Annotated in this window: 14 protein-coding genes; 12 read left to right on the forward strand and 2 right to left on the reverse strand. The window is 67.9% G+C overall.

Translation table 11 applies throughout. The features are described 5' to 3' along the window. Positions 1-410: 410 nt before the first annotated feature. Together ACLFA2_RS08275 and ACLFA2_RS08280 are read left to right on the forward strand one after the other, a co-directional pair. A complete protein-coding gene (locus tag ACLFA2_RS08275) occupies positions 411-1,361 on the forward strand; it encodes a DMT family transporter (protein ID WP_426622383.1) in 951 nt (316 codons plus the stop codon). Positions 1,362-1,501: 140 nt separating this feature from the next. Further along, on the forward strand, positions 1,502-2,221 hold the full coding sequence (locus ACLFA2_RS08280; RefSeq protein ID WP_021200106.1) for a Pr6Pr family membrane protein: 720 nt from the start codon (positions 1,502-1,504) through the stop codon (positions 2,219-2,221). 156 nt (positions 2,222-2,377) lie between these two features. On the opposite strand, the gene ACLFA2_RS08285 is transcribed toward ACLFA2_RS08280, so the two are convergent. Both ACLFA2_RS08285 and ACLFA2_RS08290 read right to left on the reverse strand, forming a co-directional pair. Beyond that, positions 2,378-2,926 carry a YbhB/YbcL family Raf kinase inhibitor-like protein gene (locus ACLFA2_RS08285; protein WP_136024318.1) on the reverse strand — a complete coding sequence of 183 codons (549 nt, stop codon included), beginning with the start codon at positions 2,924-2,926 and terminating at the stop codon, positions 2,378-2,380. An 80-nt stretch (positions 2,927-3,006) separates the two neighbouring features. Further along, entirely contained in the window at positions 3,007-3,369 is a 363-nt protein-coding gene (locus ACLFA2_RS08290) for a winged helix-turn-helix transcriptional regulator (RefSeq protein WP_021200104.1), read from the reverse strand. Positions 3,370-3,482: 113 nt separating this feature from the next. Here ACLFA2_RS08290 and ACLFA2_RS08295 point away from each other — a divergent pair, with 113 nt between their 5' ends. From ACLFA2_RS08295 to ACLFA2_RS08340, 10 genes are all read left to right on the forward strand, one after another. Beyond that, the gene (locus ACLFA2_RS08295; RefSeq protein WP_021200103.1) at positions 3,483-3,794 is read left to right on the forward strand and encodes a putative quinol monooxygenase; all 312 of its coding nucleotides are present in this window, start codon (positions 3,483-3,485) and stop codon (positions 3,792-3,794) included. A gap of 126 nt (positions 3,795-3,920) precedes the next feature. Then, positions 3,921-4,241, forward strand: a complete 321-nt coding sequence (locus ACLFA2_RS08300; protein WP_240750531.1) for a hypothetical protein — start codon at positions 3,921-3,923, stop codon at positions 4,239-4,241. Between the two features lie 79 nt (positions 4,242-4,320). Further along, on the forward strand, positions 4,321-5,409 hold the full coding sequence (locus ACLFA2_RS08305) for an AAA family ATPase (RefSeq protein WP_426622384.1): 1,089 nt from the start codon (positions 4,321-4,323) through the stop codon (positions 5,407-5,409). 7 nt (positions 5,410-5,416) lie between these two features. Further along, positions 5,417-6,304, forward strand: coding sequence for a DUF58 domain-containing protein (locus tag ACLFA2_RS08310; protein WP_021200100.1), 888 nt, complete (start codon positions 5,417-5,419; stop codon positions 6,302-6,304). After that, a complete protein-coding gene (locus ACLFA2_RS08315) occupies positions 6,291-6,782 on the forward strand; it encodes a hypothetical protein (protein WP_021200099.1) in 492 nt (163 codons plus the stop codon). Before ACLFA2_RS08310 ends, ACLFA2_RS08315 begins: the two co-directional genes overlap by 14 nt. Next, positions 6,773-7,759, forward strand: coding sequence for a VWA domain-containing protein (locus ACLFA2_RS08320; RefSeq protein ID WP_231479933.1), 987 nt, complete (start codon positions 6,773-6,775; stop codon positions 7,757-7,759). Before ACLFA2_RS08315 ends, ACLFA2_RS08320 begins: the two co-directional genes overlap by 10 nt. Further along, on the forward strand, positions 7,756-8,805 hold the full coding sequence (locus ACLFA2_RS08325; protein WP_426622385.1) for a VWA domain-containing protein: 1,050 nt from the start codon (positions 7,756-7,758) through the stop codon (positions 8,803-8,805). The genes ACLFA2_RS08320 and ACLFA2_RS08325 overlap by 4 nt, the downstream gene beginning before the upstream one ends. Positions 8,806-8,989: 184 nt before the next feature. Continuing rightward, a complete protein-coding gene (locus ACLFA2_RS08330) occupies positions 8,990-12,493 on the forward strand; it encodes a PKD domain-containing protein (protein ID WP_426622386.1) in 3,504 nt (1,167 codons plus the stop codon). Between the two features lie 171 nt (positions 12,494-12,664). Then, a complete protein-coding gene (locus ACLFA2_RS08335; RefSeq protein WP_029260832.1) occupies positions 12,665-13,456 on the forward strand; it encodes a hypothetical protein in 792 nt (263 codons plus the stop codon). Further along, positions 13,453-14,556: a hypothetical protein gene (locus ACLFA2_RS08340; protein ID WP_426622387.1), complete on the forward strand. Its 1,104-nt coding sequence runs from the start codon at positions 13,453-13,455 to the stop codon at positions 14,554-14,556. Before ACLFA2_RS08335 ends, ACLFA2_RS08340 begins: the two co-directional genes overlap by 4 nt. Positions 14,557-14,587 lie beyond the last annotated feature (31 nt).

A 14,587-nucleotide genomic window follows, 5' to 3' on the forward strand; every position in this document is an offset into this window, starting at 1 on the left:
GATGGAGCCCCAGAACGAGTCACGGCGCGTGCGCGCACACGCACGTCGGAATGCACGCAGACCACGACCTCGAAACAGGACCGTCACGCTTCGACCGTGGGCTTGCGGCGGTACTCGCTCGGGACTCTATCCGTCAGCTGTGAATCTTGTCTGTCCCCCGAATGGCCTACTTGACGCTGGACTTTTCCTGTGAAGTGCGGATTTCCGTGTTCATATGACGCCACAATCTCCACGGATAAGGAACGTAATCGAACGGAACTTTTTCTCCACTCGGGAGAGAAAGGTGAACCTGTCGGGAAGGTCTCGTGAATCACCCCTCATGGGCCACCGTCTCGGATCGTCCGAAATGCAACGGCGGATGTCGCTTCGACGGCTCGCCCGATGTCGGACGCCCCTGCCAGGATCGAAAGATGGCAGAAGCCGCATCCGGGGACCCCGGAATCCACACGCGCACCAGCGCGACCACCAGCACCGATGCGCCGAAGAAACAGGGCGCGCTCGTGCTCGTCGCAGCGCTCGTCACCGTCGTGCTGTGGGCTTCGGCCTTCATCGGCATCCGCGGTGCGGGCCCGCACTACGACCCCGGCGCACTGGCCCTGCTGCGGATGGCCGTCGGCACCGTCGTGCTGACGATCATCGCCGTGCGGCACGGCGTCCGCATCCCGGAACGCCGCCACTGGCTGCTGATCGCGGTGTGGGGCGTCGGCTGGTTCTGCGTCTACAACCTCGCCCTCAACAGTGCCGAGCTCACGCTCGACGCCGGCACCGCGGCGATGGTCGTGAACCTCGCGCCCCTCATGGTCGTCGTCTTCAGCGGACTGTTCCTGCGTGAGGGGTTCCCGAAGCCGCTCGTGATCGGTGCACCCATCGCGTTCCTCGGCGTCGTGCTCATCGGCATGAACTCGTCCACCAGCGCCGGCCCCGACATCACGGGCCTGCTCCTCGCCCTGCTCGCCGCGGTCATGTACGCCGGGTGCACGCTCGTGCAGAAGCGCCTGCTCACCTCGGGCGTCGACCCGACCACCCTGACCTGGCTCGGAGCGGGTGTCGGCACCATCGCGCTGCTGCCCTGGATCGGCAACCTCATCGGCTCACTCCAGACGGCGCCGCTGGATGCGACGCTGTGGGTCGTCTACCTCGGCATCTTCCCCACGGCGATCGCCTTCACTACCTGGGCGTACGTGCTGCAGCGCAGCACCGCGGGTCAGACCTCGGCGACCACCTACGTCGTGCCGGCGATCGCGATCCTGATGTCGTGGGCGATCCTCGGCGAGGTGCCGACGCCACTGATGTTCCTCGGCGGGGCGCTGTGCCTGCTCGGCGTGCTCATCACGCGTCTGCGGTGGCGTCGACGCACCTGACGCCGTTCAGCGCCCGGTGATCACCCCGCGCGCGATCCCCAGCTCAGCGAGCCGGGAGGCGGCGAGCCCCTCGACGACATCGATATATCGGTGCCGCGGTCTACGGAAGTCTGCTACTACAGTTGCGACCGGAGGCGAACATGACGACCTGGTGGCCCTACGTGCGCATCGCCGCAGCCGTGCTCTCCGCGGCAGCGATCATCGCGCAGCTCATCCGCACCCTCGAGATCGCCGCTGCGGCCACGACCGAGTGGGGCGCACATCTGCCGACCGTCATCTCGAACTTCTTCAGCTTCTTCACGATCGAGTCGAACGTCCTCGCCGTGGTCGCGTTGGCGTGTGGCGGGTTCTGGGCGCTCGCCCATCGCGGCACGACGGCGGAACCTCGGTGGCTCGCGATCCTGCTGATGTGCGCCAGCACCTACATGATCGTCACCGGCGTGGTCTACAACCTGCTGCTTCGCGGCATCGAGCTGCCCCAGGGCTCGACGGTCGGCTGGTCGAACGAGGTGCTCCACGTGGTGGTGCCGATCATCATGCTGGCCGATGTGCTGTTCGCCCCGAGACGGCGGGCTCTCGGCTGGAGCGCCGTGGGCATCGCCGCCATCTTCCCGATCGTCTGGGTGATCTACACGCTGATCCGAGCGAACCTCGTGATCGCGCCGGCATCGGGTGAGCCGTCATGGTATCCGTACCCGTTCCTCAACCCTGCCCAGCCCGGCGGGTATGGAGGCGTCGCCCTCTACGTGCTACTGATCGCCGCGATCATCATCGGCGCCGCCGCCCTCGTCGTGTGGGTGGGCCGTCGCCGGGCGGTCGTCTCGGATTCGACCGCCGACGCCACCATCGCCGCAGCCTGACGCCCAGCCTGACCCCGCAGCTGCTTCCGCCCACTCCTGCTCACGCATGGACGCCCCGCGACGGGCGGAGATCTCGCCGTCGGGCGGAGATCTCGAGACGAAAGCTCCGCCCGACAGGGAGAATCCCGCCCGGGACGGGGGTGGTCAGCCCGAGGTCTACTCCCCGGCGTACGCGACGAGCGTGGCTCGCGCGATCGTGTGCGGGCCCGCCGTGAAGCCGAGGAGCGCCGGGGATGCACCGGAGTCCAGATCGAGCCGCGCCACATCCAGCGCGGTCACGGTGATGTGGTACCGGTGCACGCCCGATCCGGCAGGCGGAGCGGCGCCGATGTAGCGCGCGAGCCCGGCGTCGTTCGGGAAAGCCACGGCACCGGCGGGAAGCAGCTCCCGGCTCTCGGAGCCAGCGTCCTCGACGAGGTGGGTCGTGGTCGCGGGGATATTGCCGACGGCCCAATGCCAGAATCCCGATCCGGTGGGAGCGTCCGGATCGAAGACCGTGACGATGAAGCTCCGGGTGTCGTCGGGAAACCCCGACCAGGTGAGTTCGGGAGAGATGTCGCGTCCGCCCGGGACGCCGAAGACTCCGGAGTACTGCGCCTCGGCGAAGGGCGTTCCGTCAGCGACGGTGGAGCTGCGGAGCTCGAAGCTCGGCACCTCGGGAAGCGCGTAGTACGGGTCGTTCGTTGCCTGTGTCTGATCTGTCATGCGAGGACGGTATCGACGAGCACCTGGTTTCCCGCAAGGGGTGCAAGTCACCTCCGGGTAACCACCCCACTCTCGGAATCTCAGAGATCGGGGAAGCGCTGGATGTTCGACTCGACCCAATCACGGAGGCTCTGCAGGGGCTTCGCCGCGTCGGCGCCGAGGGCGGTGAGCGAGTACTCGACGCGAGCCGGCACCTCGGCGAAGATCTCGCGCGCGACGAGGTCGCGGTCTTCGAGTCGCCGAAGGCACGACGTGAGCACCTTCGGGCTGATGCCCTCGAGCTTGCGCTTGAGCTCACCGAACCGCATCGGGCCGCCCTCGAGTGCGCCGAGGATGAGCGCGCTCCATTTGTCGGCGAGCAGATCGAGGATGCCCCGGCACGGGCACTGGGCGTCGTAGACATCATGGGGCCTGCCGGCGGCGCAGGTGCTGAGAGAAGTCACCCGTTCATGGTATCCGAAAGTTACCAGCAGTCCTTGCGGGTAACTGCTCCCCTTCGAGTAGTAATGATCTCGCGGCAGCCTGCCGTGCTCGATCCCACGAGAAGGACCACATCATGTCTTCACCCCTGCCCGACCCGCTGTACAGCCTCGCCATCCTGCGCGCCCTCCCCGGTCGCCGAGACGCACTGCTCGCCGCGCTGCAGCGCCTGATCGAGCCGACCCGCGCGGAGCCCGGCAACCAGGATTACGTGCTGTTCGAATCGCGCAGCGAGCCAGGAACGTTCTACATGCGCGAGGCGTTCGACGACCAGGCTGCGCTCGACACCCACTTCGCCACACCTCACTTCCAGGCATTCGCGCAGGGAGTGGATGCGCTGCTGGCCTCACCGCTCGAGTTGCTGTTCCTCGACCGGCGGTCGGCGTAGCGGCCCACGCTGCCGGAACACGCTCCGACGCCCGTACCTGAGAACCGGCGCAATCATCCGCTGGACGTACGACGTGGGTACTCCAGTCCGATGACCGCCGACAGACCCCGTCATAGCGTGGATGTCATGTCAACAACTGCTTCTGCACCCGCCCCCGCCACCACTCCTGCCACCACCGCGCCGTCCGTCGCTGCGACGTCGACCGCGAAAGGCACCGCCAGTCTCGTTCTCGGGATCTGCTCCGTGTTCGCCGGCTGGACGTTCTTCGCGCCCGCCATCGGACTCATCCTCGGGATCGTCTCGCTGCGAGGCGAGCCGCGCGCACGCACGCAGGCGGGATGGGGGATCGCCCTCAACGCGATCGCCATGAGCATCTGGATCATCGTGACGATCCTCGCCCTCACGTTCGGATGGATCGCGGCGACCTCGTCCATGTTCGGCCAGTGACGGCGCTCAGCTCTCCTCCTCGGTGCGGCGGCTACCCTGGCTGAGGGGAGAAGCGCCGCGCTCCCCAGGAGGAGAGAGCATGCACGACCTGAACGCCGCATCCCCGCAGCCGGTGGCACCTCCGCCTCCGCCCGCTCCCGCGCAGGCCCCTGCCCCCACAGCCTCACCCGCCACGGCGAACGGCGCACCCATCGACGCCGAGATGGCCAGAGCGTCCGAGGTGCTGCGGGTCATCTCCGCCTCCTACTCCGCCAAGATGGTCGGTCAGGACCGGCTGCGCACGAGCCTGCTCATCTCGCTCATCGCCGGCGGCCACATTCTGCTCGAGAGCGTGCCGGGACTGGCGAAGACCACTGCGGCCAGCACCCTCGCCGACACCGTGAAGGCGCAGTTCAAGCGCATCCAGTGCACGCCCGACCTGCTGCCGAGCGACATCACGGGCAACCAGATCTACGACGCGGCGACGGGATCGTTCCGGACAGTGCTCGGCCCGGTGCACGCGAACTTCGTGCTGCTCGACGAGATCAACCGCTCCAGCGCCAAGACACAGAGCGCCATGCTCGAGGCCATGCAGGAGCATCAGACCACGATCGGCGGCGAGATCCACCACCTGCCGAAGCCGTTCCTCGTGATCGCGACGCAGAACCCCATCGAGCAGGAGGGCACGTACGAGCTGCCCGAGGCGCAGATGGACCGCTTCCTGCTCAAAGAGATCGTCGAATACCCGAGCCCGGCCGAAGAGCTCGAGGTGCTCAGCCGCATCGATTCGGGTGTGCTCGACCCCGACCGGCACGTCGCCAGCGCCGTCAGCCTCGACGACGTGCATCTGCTGCAGGACGTCGCGAGCCGCATCTACGTCGACCCCGCGATCCGCAACTACATCGTGTCGATCGCCTACGTCACCCGCAACCCGGCGCCGTACATCGGCGAAGAACGCGCCCGCTTCATCAAGTACGGCGCGAGTCCGCGTGCGAGCATCGCGTTCCTCCAGGCTTCTAGAGCGCTGGCTCTGCTCAAGGGACGCACGCATGTGCTGCCCGAAGACATCCGCGAGCTCCGGCACCTCGTGCTGCGCCACCGGGTGCTGCTGACGTTCGAGGCCGACGCCGAAGGAATCCGCAGCGAGGAGATCATCGACCAGATCTTCGCGTCGGTCCCCACACCCTGACATCTCCATGGCCAGCCTGATCACGCAGGTGAAGAGCAAGCTCTTCATCCACTCGACGCGCAAGTCGTTGCACGCGCTCGACGGCGCCTACGCGTCGCTGCTGCGCGGGCGGAGCCTCGACTTCGAAGACCTGCGCAAGTACGAGTACGGCGATCAGGTGCGCGACATCGACTGGCGGGCGACCGCGCGGCTGGGAACGCCCCTGGTGAAGCGCTCGCGCGCGACCCGCATGCACACCGTGCTGTTCGTGGTCGACACCGGGCGCTCGATGTCAGCACTCGCCGCAGACGAGCAGTCGAAGAAGCACCTGGCGATCCTGGCGACCGGAGTGCTCGGTGTGCTGACGCTGCGCCACGGCGACGACTTCACCACGGTGTACGGCGATGCCGCCAAGGTGCGCCGCCTCGCGCCGGGCCGCAGCGAAGGGGCGCTCGAGCACGCGCTGCGCACGATCGATCGGGCCGTCGACCAGAGCGACGCACCGAGCGACCGTGATGGCCTGCTGTCGTTCGTCACCCGCACGATCGCGCGTCGCATGATCGTGGTCGTGATCACCGACGAGGCCCCCGTCACCGGCGAGACCGAACGGATGCTGCGGCGACTGCGCGTGCAGCACGACGTGCTCTGGCTCACGCTGCGCGACGCCGAGCCCGTGCTGGACCACGCCACCGGACACATCCGCAGTGACGTCGACAGTCGCTGGCAGGTGCCGGGATTCGTACAGGGCGACCGCGAGATCGTGCAGGAGCTGACCGCGCAACGCGAGGCCGACGCCGCACACCTCGCCGAGCTGCTCACCCGGATGGAGATCAGCCACTCCACGCTGGACGGGCAGGACGATGCCGTCGCTCAGCTGCTGACGCTGCTGAATCGGAGGTCGAATGCCCGGCTCTGACGACCTCTATCCGCCGGCGCAGTACGGCTGGGGATGGATGCTGCTCGCAATCGGCATCCTGGCTCTACTGGTGCTGGGGGCGTGGTTGCTGATCGTCCTCACCCGACCGCGGCGCACCCTGGCGGTCGCCGACCCGAACGCCGGGCAGGCGCCGCTGGTCATCGACGTGCTCTCGCAGCTGCGCACCGAGTACCTGGCGCGCATCCAGCAGATCGAGACCGAGTACGTCGAACGCCGCATGTCCGCCCGGCAGGCGAATCTCGAGCTGAGCCGCACCGTGCGCACCTTCGTGAACGAGTACAGCGGCCTGGAGGCACCGGTGCTCGCGCTCGACGATCTCGTGGCCCGCGGAGTGCATCCCGCCCTCATCGATGCGCTCGGCAGGCACTACTACCCGAGCATCTTCCGCCAGGGACCGGTGATCGATCCTGTGGCCGGCGCCGAAGCCGCCAGGACGGTGGTGCGCACGTGGCACTAGCGAACGTCTGGATGCTCGCGGCCGCGGTCGCGGTCGTGGTGCTCGCGATCACGATCGGTCTCGTCGTCGGCCTCCGGCGGGGCGGCCCGAGCCGAGGCATCGACGCAGCGCGCGTCGCCCGTGCCGAGCGCGTGCGCGCGCTGCCCTCCTTCCGCCGCGCACTGACGCGGAGAGCACTCGCGCTGTCCGGCATCCTCGCCCTCGGCGCGACCGCCGCCATCGTCGCGGGCGTGGTGGCTGCGCGGCCGATGTCGGCGCAGACGATCCAGCCCGTCAACACCAGCCGAGACATCATGCTGTGCCTCGACGTCTCCGGTTCCATGACCGAGGTCGACGTGGAGGTGCTGAACGTCTTCGACGAGCTTCTGGACAGCTTCGAGGGCGAACGCATCGGGCTGACGATCTTCAACAGCTCGCCCGTGCAGATCTTCCCCCTGACCGACGACTACGACTTCGTGCGCGAGCACATCGAGAGCATGACGCAGAGCTTCGACTATGTCGATCAGGTCCCGGAGCACTGGGTCGGCACCCTCAACGGCGACGGCGCCTCCCTGATCGGCGACGGTCTCGCCGCCTGCACGATGGGTTTCGACAACCCGGACGCCGAGCGCTCACGCTCTGTGATCTTCGCCACCGACAACGAGGTCAACGGCGCCTCGATCGTCACGCTCGACGAGGCCGCCGCCTATGCCGCCTCGAAGGACGTGCGCGTCTTCGCGCTGAACCCCGTCCAGGGCAAGGATGCCGACGTCAGCGCCGAGCTGAGCGCTGCGGCCGAGGCGACGGGCGGCGCCGCATTCGGCCTGCGCGACACGACCACCGTCTCCGACATCGTCACCCAGGTGCAGGAACAGGAGGCGACCGAGTTGCGCGGGGAGGCGCAGGTGGTCTGGACCGACACCCCGAACCTGTGGATCGTGCTGCTCTCGATCTGCCTGCTCGGCTTCGTCGTGGTGCTGTGGAGGGTGCGACTGTGATCCTCCAACCCGTGCTCAACCCGCTGCTCGTCGTTCTTCTATGCGCCCCCGTCGCCGTCGCCGCCGTCTGGGTGCTGGTGCGTCCGCCGAAGTCCGCCGGGGTGCCGATCACCGATCGTCGCGCGCTGGCCGGGCATCGTGCCCTGTGGGCCATGCGGCTGCTTCTGGTGCTCGCCTGCTTCGCGATGCTCATGCGTCCGGGCATCCCCGGGGGAGCGACCCAGACCCTCGCGACGGATACCGACATCGTGCTCGTGGTCGACACGACGGCGAGCATCGTGGCTGAGGACTGGGATGACGGCGAACCGCGGCTCGACGGCATCCGTGCAGACGTGCGCGCTCTGGTGGAGGAGTATCCGGGAGCGCGCTTCGCCCTCATCACCTCGGATGCCGCGGCCGAGCTGAGGATGCCGCTGACCACGGACACCACGGCACTCCTGGGTTCCCTCGGGGTGCTGCGCCCCGAGGTCACCAGCCAGTCACGCGGCAGCTCGATCGGCATCGCCGCCCCCCTGCTGTCGGAAACCCTCACCTCGGCAGCCGAATCGTCTCCCGACCGCTCGCGCATGGTTTTCTACTTCGGCGACGGGGAGCAGACGGTCGACACCGCGCCGGAGTCGTTCAGCGCGAGCGAGAAGTACACCGATTCGGGAGCCGTGTTCGGCTACGGCACCGCCGAGGGTGGGCCCATGCGCATCACCACGGGCGGCATCTCGGATCAGGGCGGCGACTACATCCAGTACCAGGGCGCCGACGCTCTCTCGGTGATCGACGAGTCGAACCTCGAGACGATCGCCGACCAGCTCGGGGTCACGTACGCGACTCGGACGGCGGATGCCGCCCCCTCCCTTCCCGAGGCCCCGTCGACCACCACCGACTACGCCGATTCGGGCGAGGTCGGCAACGTCATCGAGCTCTACTGGATCGCGGCGCTCGTCGCCCTGGCCATCCTCGGCGTGGAGCTCACACGTGCCGCCCTGCTGATCGCGCGACTTCGGCAGCTGCGCGCGCCACGACAGCGCGTCCGCTCACGCACCCAGATCTAACACTCAGGCTTCGTCGATATCAGCTGCTAATGTTTTACCGGTCGAGGACTGTCTTGGTCCCGGCAGGGGTTCGCAGATGCATGACGATCGCGGAACACATGGCTTGGGGAAGCCTCCGCGGCGCGTGACTGCGATGTCGTGTCGGCGCTCGCGTCGGCATCAGATCACTGGGGAAAACAAAATCATGGGGAACAATCACGTTCTTGAACGCGCCCGCTCCGCGGCCGCTGGTGTCGTCGTCGGCATCTTGGTCGTGGCGGGGCTGGTGTCGTTCGGGGGTGGAGCCGCCGTGGCGACCGACGCCGCGCCGACGTTGCCACCACTGCTGCAACGCGACGGTGACGTCGTCACATCCGACCCGATTCCAACGGTGCAGATCGATAACGGCTACGTCTGGGCACAGACCACCATCGGCTCCACCGTCTACGCCGTGGGCAAGTTCGACAACGCCCGCGAGCCCAAAGCCGCTCCGGGCACTGCCCTCACCGCGCGGTCGAACGTTCTCGCCTACGACATCAACACCGGGGCGCTGCTGCCGTTCGCACCGAAGGTCAACGGCGTCATCAAGGCCGTCGCCGCATCTCCCGACGGCAGCCGCATCTACATCGGCGGTTCGTTCAACAGTGTCAACGGGAAGGACCGTTGGAACATCGCCGCGATCGACGCGAAGACCGGCGAGCTGGTCGCCGGGTTCGTCCCGTCGATCGGCGGATCGGGCGTCTACGCTCTCACGACATCCGGAACCGCGGTCTACACTGGCGGCCTGTTCGGCCAGGCCAACGGCACCGCACGGAAGAACCTCGCCGCGTTCAACACCGCGAACGGCGCGCTCCTGCCCTGGGCCCCGCAGACCGACCTGCAGGTGGATGCGATGGTGATGGACCCCGCCGGCAAGGACACCATCATCGGCGGACGGTTCTCGCAGATCAACGGCAACACCGAGATGCGTGGCAGCGGAGCCGTCGACAAGACCACCGGCACGCTGAACACCGCGTGGGAGCTGGCCAAGACGGTGAGGAACGGCGCCGGTAGCGGCATCTACGCCGGTAAAGCCGGAACCTTCAGCCTCACCACCGATGCCACCGGCGTCTACGGCACCGGGTGGGGCTATGCCGACGCTGCCACCGGCAACCTCGAAGGCACCTTCGCGGCCGAGGCCGGCACCGGCAAGGTCCGCTGGATCGCGGACTGCATCGGCGACCACTACGGCGTCTACTCGACCGGCAAGGTCGTCTACACCACGAGCCACACCCATACCTGCGAGACGTTGGGTCTCCACCCGGAACAGGCCCCGCGCGTGCACCGTTATTCCGAGGCATACACGGCCGATGCCCGGGGGACCCTCGCACCTCAGCCGGCGGCACCGGGCCGAAAGGACTGGGGCGGAACTCCCGCGCCTTCGCCGTATGCGTGGTCTCCCGACTGGGCGGTCGGTGTCACCACCGGACTCGGTCAGGCCGGGTTGTCGATCACCGGCACGGGCAACATGATCTCCATCGGAGGCGAGTTCCGCTCCGTCAACAACGGCCAGTTCGAGGGACTCGTGCGATTCTCGACCGCTCCTCCCGCCGGCCCCAAAGACGGCCCCCGCCTCTCCGGAGACAAGTGGCAGCCGACCGCGACGTCTCTCACGCCCGGTCGGGTGAAGGTGTCGATCCCGGCCAACTGGGACCGTGACGACCTCACGCTCACCTATGAGCTGCGCCGCGCCGGTTCGACCACTCCTCTGCTCACCACGAAGGTGGACTCCACCTGGTGGAACCTGCCCGCTGTCAGCTTCGAGGACACGACGGCTCCGGCCGGCTCGCAGCAGCAGTACACCTTCACGGCCGCAGACGGCAACGGCAACACCGTCTCGAGCAAGACGGCGACCGTGACGGTGGCCGACCCGACGCCACCGTATTCCAACGCGGTGCTCGCCGATGAACCCCAGCTCTACTACCCGCTGGGAACCATCGGCCAGGACGTTGCCGGCGCGAACAGCCCGATCTTCCGCGCAGGGGCGAAGCTCTTGTCGTCGGGAACGTCGAAGGGCACGGGCGCGACGGCCCTCGACGGCACCGAGACCGGACGCGTCGACACCACCACGAAGATGCCCGCACCTTCCGCGTACTCCGCCGAGATGTGGTTCCAGACGTCGACGACAAGCGGCGGAGTGCTGTTCGATTTCGAGAGCTCAGCAGCGGGCTTCTCGAAGAACTACGACCGCAACGTCTATATGTCGAACGACGGACGCCTGAACTTCGGGGTGTACAGCGACGGCACGAGAGTCATCACGACCAAGGCTGCGTACAACGACAACCAGTGGCACCAGGTCGTGGCGTCCGTCAGCCCCGAGGGGATGAAGCTCTTCGTCGACGGCCAACTCAACGATCAGATCACCGGTGTGACCAAGGGTCAGGCCTACGAGGGCTTCTGGAAGATCGGCAGCGGCAAGCTGGTCAACTGGCCGAACATCCCGACGTCGGTGTCCCTCACCGGCAACGTCAACCAGTTCGCCATCTACCCGTACGGGCTGAGCGCCGGGCAGGTGAAGACGCACTTCTGGGTCGCCAAGGGCTCCACGGCGCCCGTCGCGGCGTACACGGCGACCCCGGTCGGGCTCGCTGTGGCATTCGACGCGAGCACGTCGGTCCCGCCGGGATCCGCTACTGTCGCGGCGTACCGCTGGGACTTCGGCGACGGGACGACGGGTACGGGCAAGACGCCCTCGCACACGTATGCGGCGCCCGGCACGTACCAGGTCAAGCTCACGATCACCGACAGCCAAGGGCTCGTGGGGTCGGTCAAGAAGCCGGTGGTCGTGCAGGGAGCCAATGCGCTGCCCACCGCGTCTTTCACCCTCTCCTCATCGGGTCTCACCGCCTCGGCTGACGCAGCGGCATCGACCGACACCGACGGCACCATCAGCAGCTACAGCTGGAACTGGGGCGATGGCACGACCAGTGCGGGTGCGGTCGCCAGCCACGCCTACTCGACGGCGGGGACACGTACGGTCACCCTCACCGTGACCGACGACGTGGGCGGCTCGGCGACCACGACCCGCGAATCCGTCGTGGCGGAACCCGCGCCGCTCGCGGGTGACGACTTCGAGCAGGCATCCAGCCGAGGCTGGGGGAACGCGGTCGCGGGCGGCGCCTGGACGATCGCGGGCGGTTCGCAGGCGGCGGCCACGGTCGCCGGCGGCTTCGGACGGTTGAACCTGGCCGCGGGCGACACCCGACACGCCACGCTGAACGCGACGTCGGTCCCGAGCCCGACTCTGGAGACGACCTTCCGCGTCGATCAGGGGGCCACCACCGGTGGTGCGTACATCGGAGTCATCGCACGCGACTCCGCCGCCGGACGCTATCTCGTCCGCGCATGGCTCCGTCCCGACGGAACCATCTGGCTCGTCGCCCACCGTGACGGAACCGTCCTGGCCACCCGAGCCGTCTCGGGTCTCGCCTTCGCGGCGAACACCTCGTACACCCTCAAGGTCACGGTGACGGGCACCACGCAGGCGTCCATCAACGCGAAGATCTGGGCGACCGGGGCGACGGAACCGGCCGATTGGCAGCTCAAGGCGTCGGATGCGACGCCCCTGCAGCCCGCGGGCGGGGTGGGCCTGAGCGGCAACCGCTCCGGCAGCTCGACCGCGGCACTCGGCGTGGCCTTCGACACGTTCCGCGTCACCGCAGCCGAGTAGCGCACGGGGACGGGCATCGTCCCTCACCATGATTCAGCCGACCTCGGCACTCGAGGTCGGCTGAATCGTATCCGGAGGATCCCCGGATAGGATGTTCAGCGCTTCGTCCTGCCGCTTCGGGGACCAGAATTCCCCGCGCTGAGCAGTGGTCGATCGGTAAGGGGGTTGGACGTGACACATCCGTCGGCACCCGCGGCGACCGAGCTCGGGTCCTCGACCACCACCGCCAGCACGGCCGACAGCGCCGCCGCCCTCCTCCGGTCCAACCGCCGCCGCCGCAGCGTCCGCCGCTGGGTCGCGATCGGGACGATTCCGCTCACCCTCGCCGCGCTCCTGTTCGTGGGCAAGCTGCTGAGCATGTACGCCTTCGCACATCAGGCCATCACCGCCTACCTGGTGGACGACTTCGCCGGGTCGGAGGCATCCGCACGCGGACAAGACCTCCTGAACTGGTTCGAGCCGTACAAGGCGCCGTTCAACATCGGCACCGCGCTCGGTGCGGCGGAGCAGCTGCCGGAGGCGCGGGCCGAGCTCGAAAGGGCACTCGACCTCGCCACCGGACTGGAGGTGTGCGGGGTACGGATCAATCTCGCCCTGGTGGTCGAGCGTATGGGTGACGCCGCACGCGCGGACGGCGACGGCGCGGGCGCTGCTGCGCTCTACGGCGAGGCGCTCACGATCACGGTCGAGACGCCGGAGGAGTGCCGCAGCGAAGAGGCCCGGCAGCAGTCGTCCGACCCGCAGCGCGACATGGCCGATTCTCTCGACGGCACCGCCGATCGTCTCAAGCAGAAGCAGCAGGAGGAGCAGCAGCCGTCACCCCAGCCGCAACCGGGGGAGAAGGAGCAGCCGTCGGAGGACAAGCTGAAGGGCCTGCAGGACAAGCTCGAGCAGGGGACGCAGGAACGCGATCAGCAACAGGGCGACGACCAGGGCGGTTCGGAGACGGACAAGCCGTGGTGAGCGATCACGAGAGGCAGCGTGCGCGCTACATCGCGGGCACCGAGGGCGCTCCACCCGTGCCCCCACCCGGCGGCTACCGAGGAGCGCGGCGCGATGCGTTCGGATCCGCACCGCGCCCGAACGTCGCGACGATCGCCCCGGCGGAAGAGCCGAGGAAACCGGCGAACGCCCTCGGATGGATCGCCCTCACCACCTCCATCCTCTTCGCGCTGATCCTGCTCGGGACGCTGATCGCCGGCGGCACCGACCTGCTCTACGGCGTCACGATGCTCGCCCTGCAGCTCGTCGTGGTCGCGGTCATCGCGGCCGCCCTGTTCTCGGCACGCGGACGGAAGCTGGGGGCGATCGCGCTCGTCGTGACGATCCTGTTCAACGTCGCCACCGTGGGCGGCATGAGTGCCCTGCAGACCTCAGCCTCCGGCACCTACGAGGGGACGAAGACAGCCGCGCAGAAGCACGCGGAGGCCTATCCGGCGATCAAGGGCACCGACCCCCAGCAGACCCTCTCGCAGCAGTCGCTCGAGGAGGTGCGTGCGCAGGCCGAGACCATGTTCGCCGACATCCGCACGCGACTCACCGACGAGTTCGGCTACACCTGGGTGCAGGTGGGCGATGACGACCTGCGTCCGGAACGCAACGGCTACGGCGGCGAGTCGATGCTCGTCGAATTCACCTCCGCGGCGTGGGCGACGAACGAACCGATCCAGGATGACGAGCGCAAGCTCGACGTGATGCGTGTCATCAACGAGGTCGTCGTCGAGCACGGACTGTGGGACCTCTACTCCTTCAACGATCCCTCGGTTTCGGGAATCGACCCCGCGATGATCGCGAAGCTCTACGGCAGCGACGACCCGCGCACGCAGACGACGTGGGAGTACTACACCGAGAACTTCCCCGATCCGCTGCGCTTCTACGCCACCATCAACGACCTCTCGAACGATCGGGACGGCGGATTCCTGGCCGCCCGCGAGGCGCAGAACGCCCGCACCGGCGAACCCCTCGAAGGCCTGCAGCTGACCGTGATCGCCAGCGGAGTGCTGAGCGAAGCCGATCGCGAGGAGTTCCAGACGAAGCTGCAGGAGTACCCCGGCTTCGAGTGAGACGGTGCCGGAGCCCTGCCGGGGCCGTGGG

This window comes from Microbacterium sp. As-52, assembly GCF_049949185.1.
In the GTDB taxonomy this organism is placed as follows: Bacteria; Actinomycetota; Actinomycetes; order Actinomycetales; family Microbacteriaceae; genus Microbacterium; species Microbacterium maritypicum_A.

What these genes read in the sequence shown, in the direction of transcription:
- ACLFA2_RS08310 (WP_021200100.1), top strand. Translation starts at nt 5,417, where the DNA reads ATGGCCAGCCTGATCACGCAGGTGAAGAGCAAGCTCTTCATCCACTCG.
- ACLFA2_RS08330 (WP_426622386.1), top strand. Translation starts at nt 8,990, where the DNA reads ATGGGGAACAATCACGTTCTTGAACGCGCCCGCTCCGCGGCCGCTGGT.
- ACLFA2_RS08280 (WP_021200106.1), top strand. Translation starts at nt 1,502, where the DNA reads ATGACGACCTGGTGGCCCTACGTGCGCATCGCCGCAGCCGTGCTCTCC.
- ACLFA2_RS08275 (WP_426622383.1), top strand. Translation starts at nt 411, where the DNA reads ATGGCAGAAGCCGCATCCGGGGACCCCGGAATCCACACGCGCACCAGC.
- ACLFA2_RS08285 (WP_136024318.1), bottom strand. Translation starts at nt 2,926, where the DNA reads ATGACAGATCAGACACAGGCAACGAACGACCCGTACTACGCGCTTCCC.
- ACLFA2_RS08305 (WP_426622384.1), top strand. Translation starts at nt 4,321, where the DNA reads ATGCACGACCTGAACGCCGCATCCCCGCAGCCGGTGGCACCTCCGCCT.
- ACLFA2_RS08300 (WP_240750531.1), top strand. Translation starts at nt 3,921, where the DNA reads ATGTCAACAACTGCTTCTGCACCCGCCCCCGCCACCACTCCTGCCACC.
- ACLFA2_RS08315 (WP_021200099.1), top strand. Translation starts at nt 6,291, where the DNA reads ATGCCCGGCTCTGACGACCTCTATCCGCCGGCGCAGTACGGCTGGGGA.
- ACLFA2_RS08295 (WP_021200103.1), top strand. Translation starts at nt 3,483, where the DNA reads ATGTCTTCACCCCTGCCCGACCCGCTGTACAGCCTCGCCATCCTGCGC.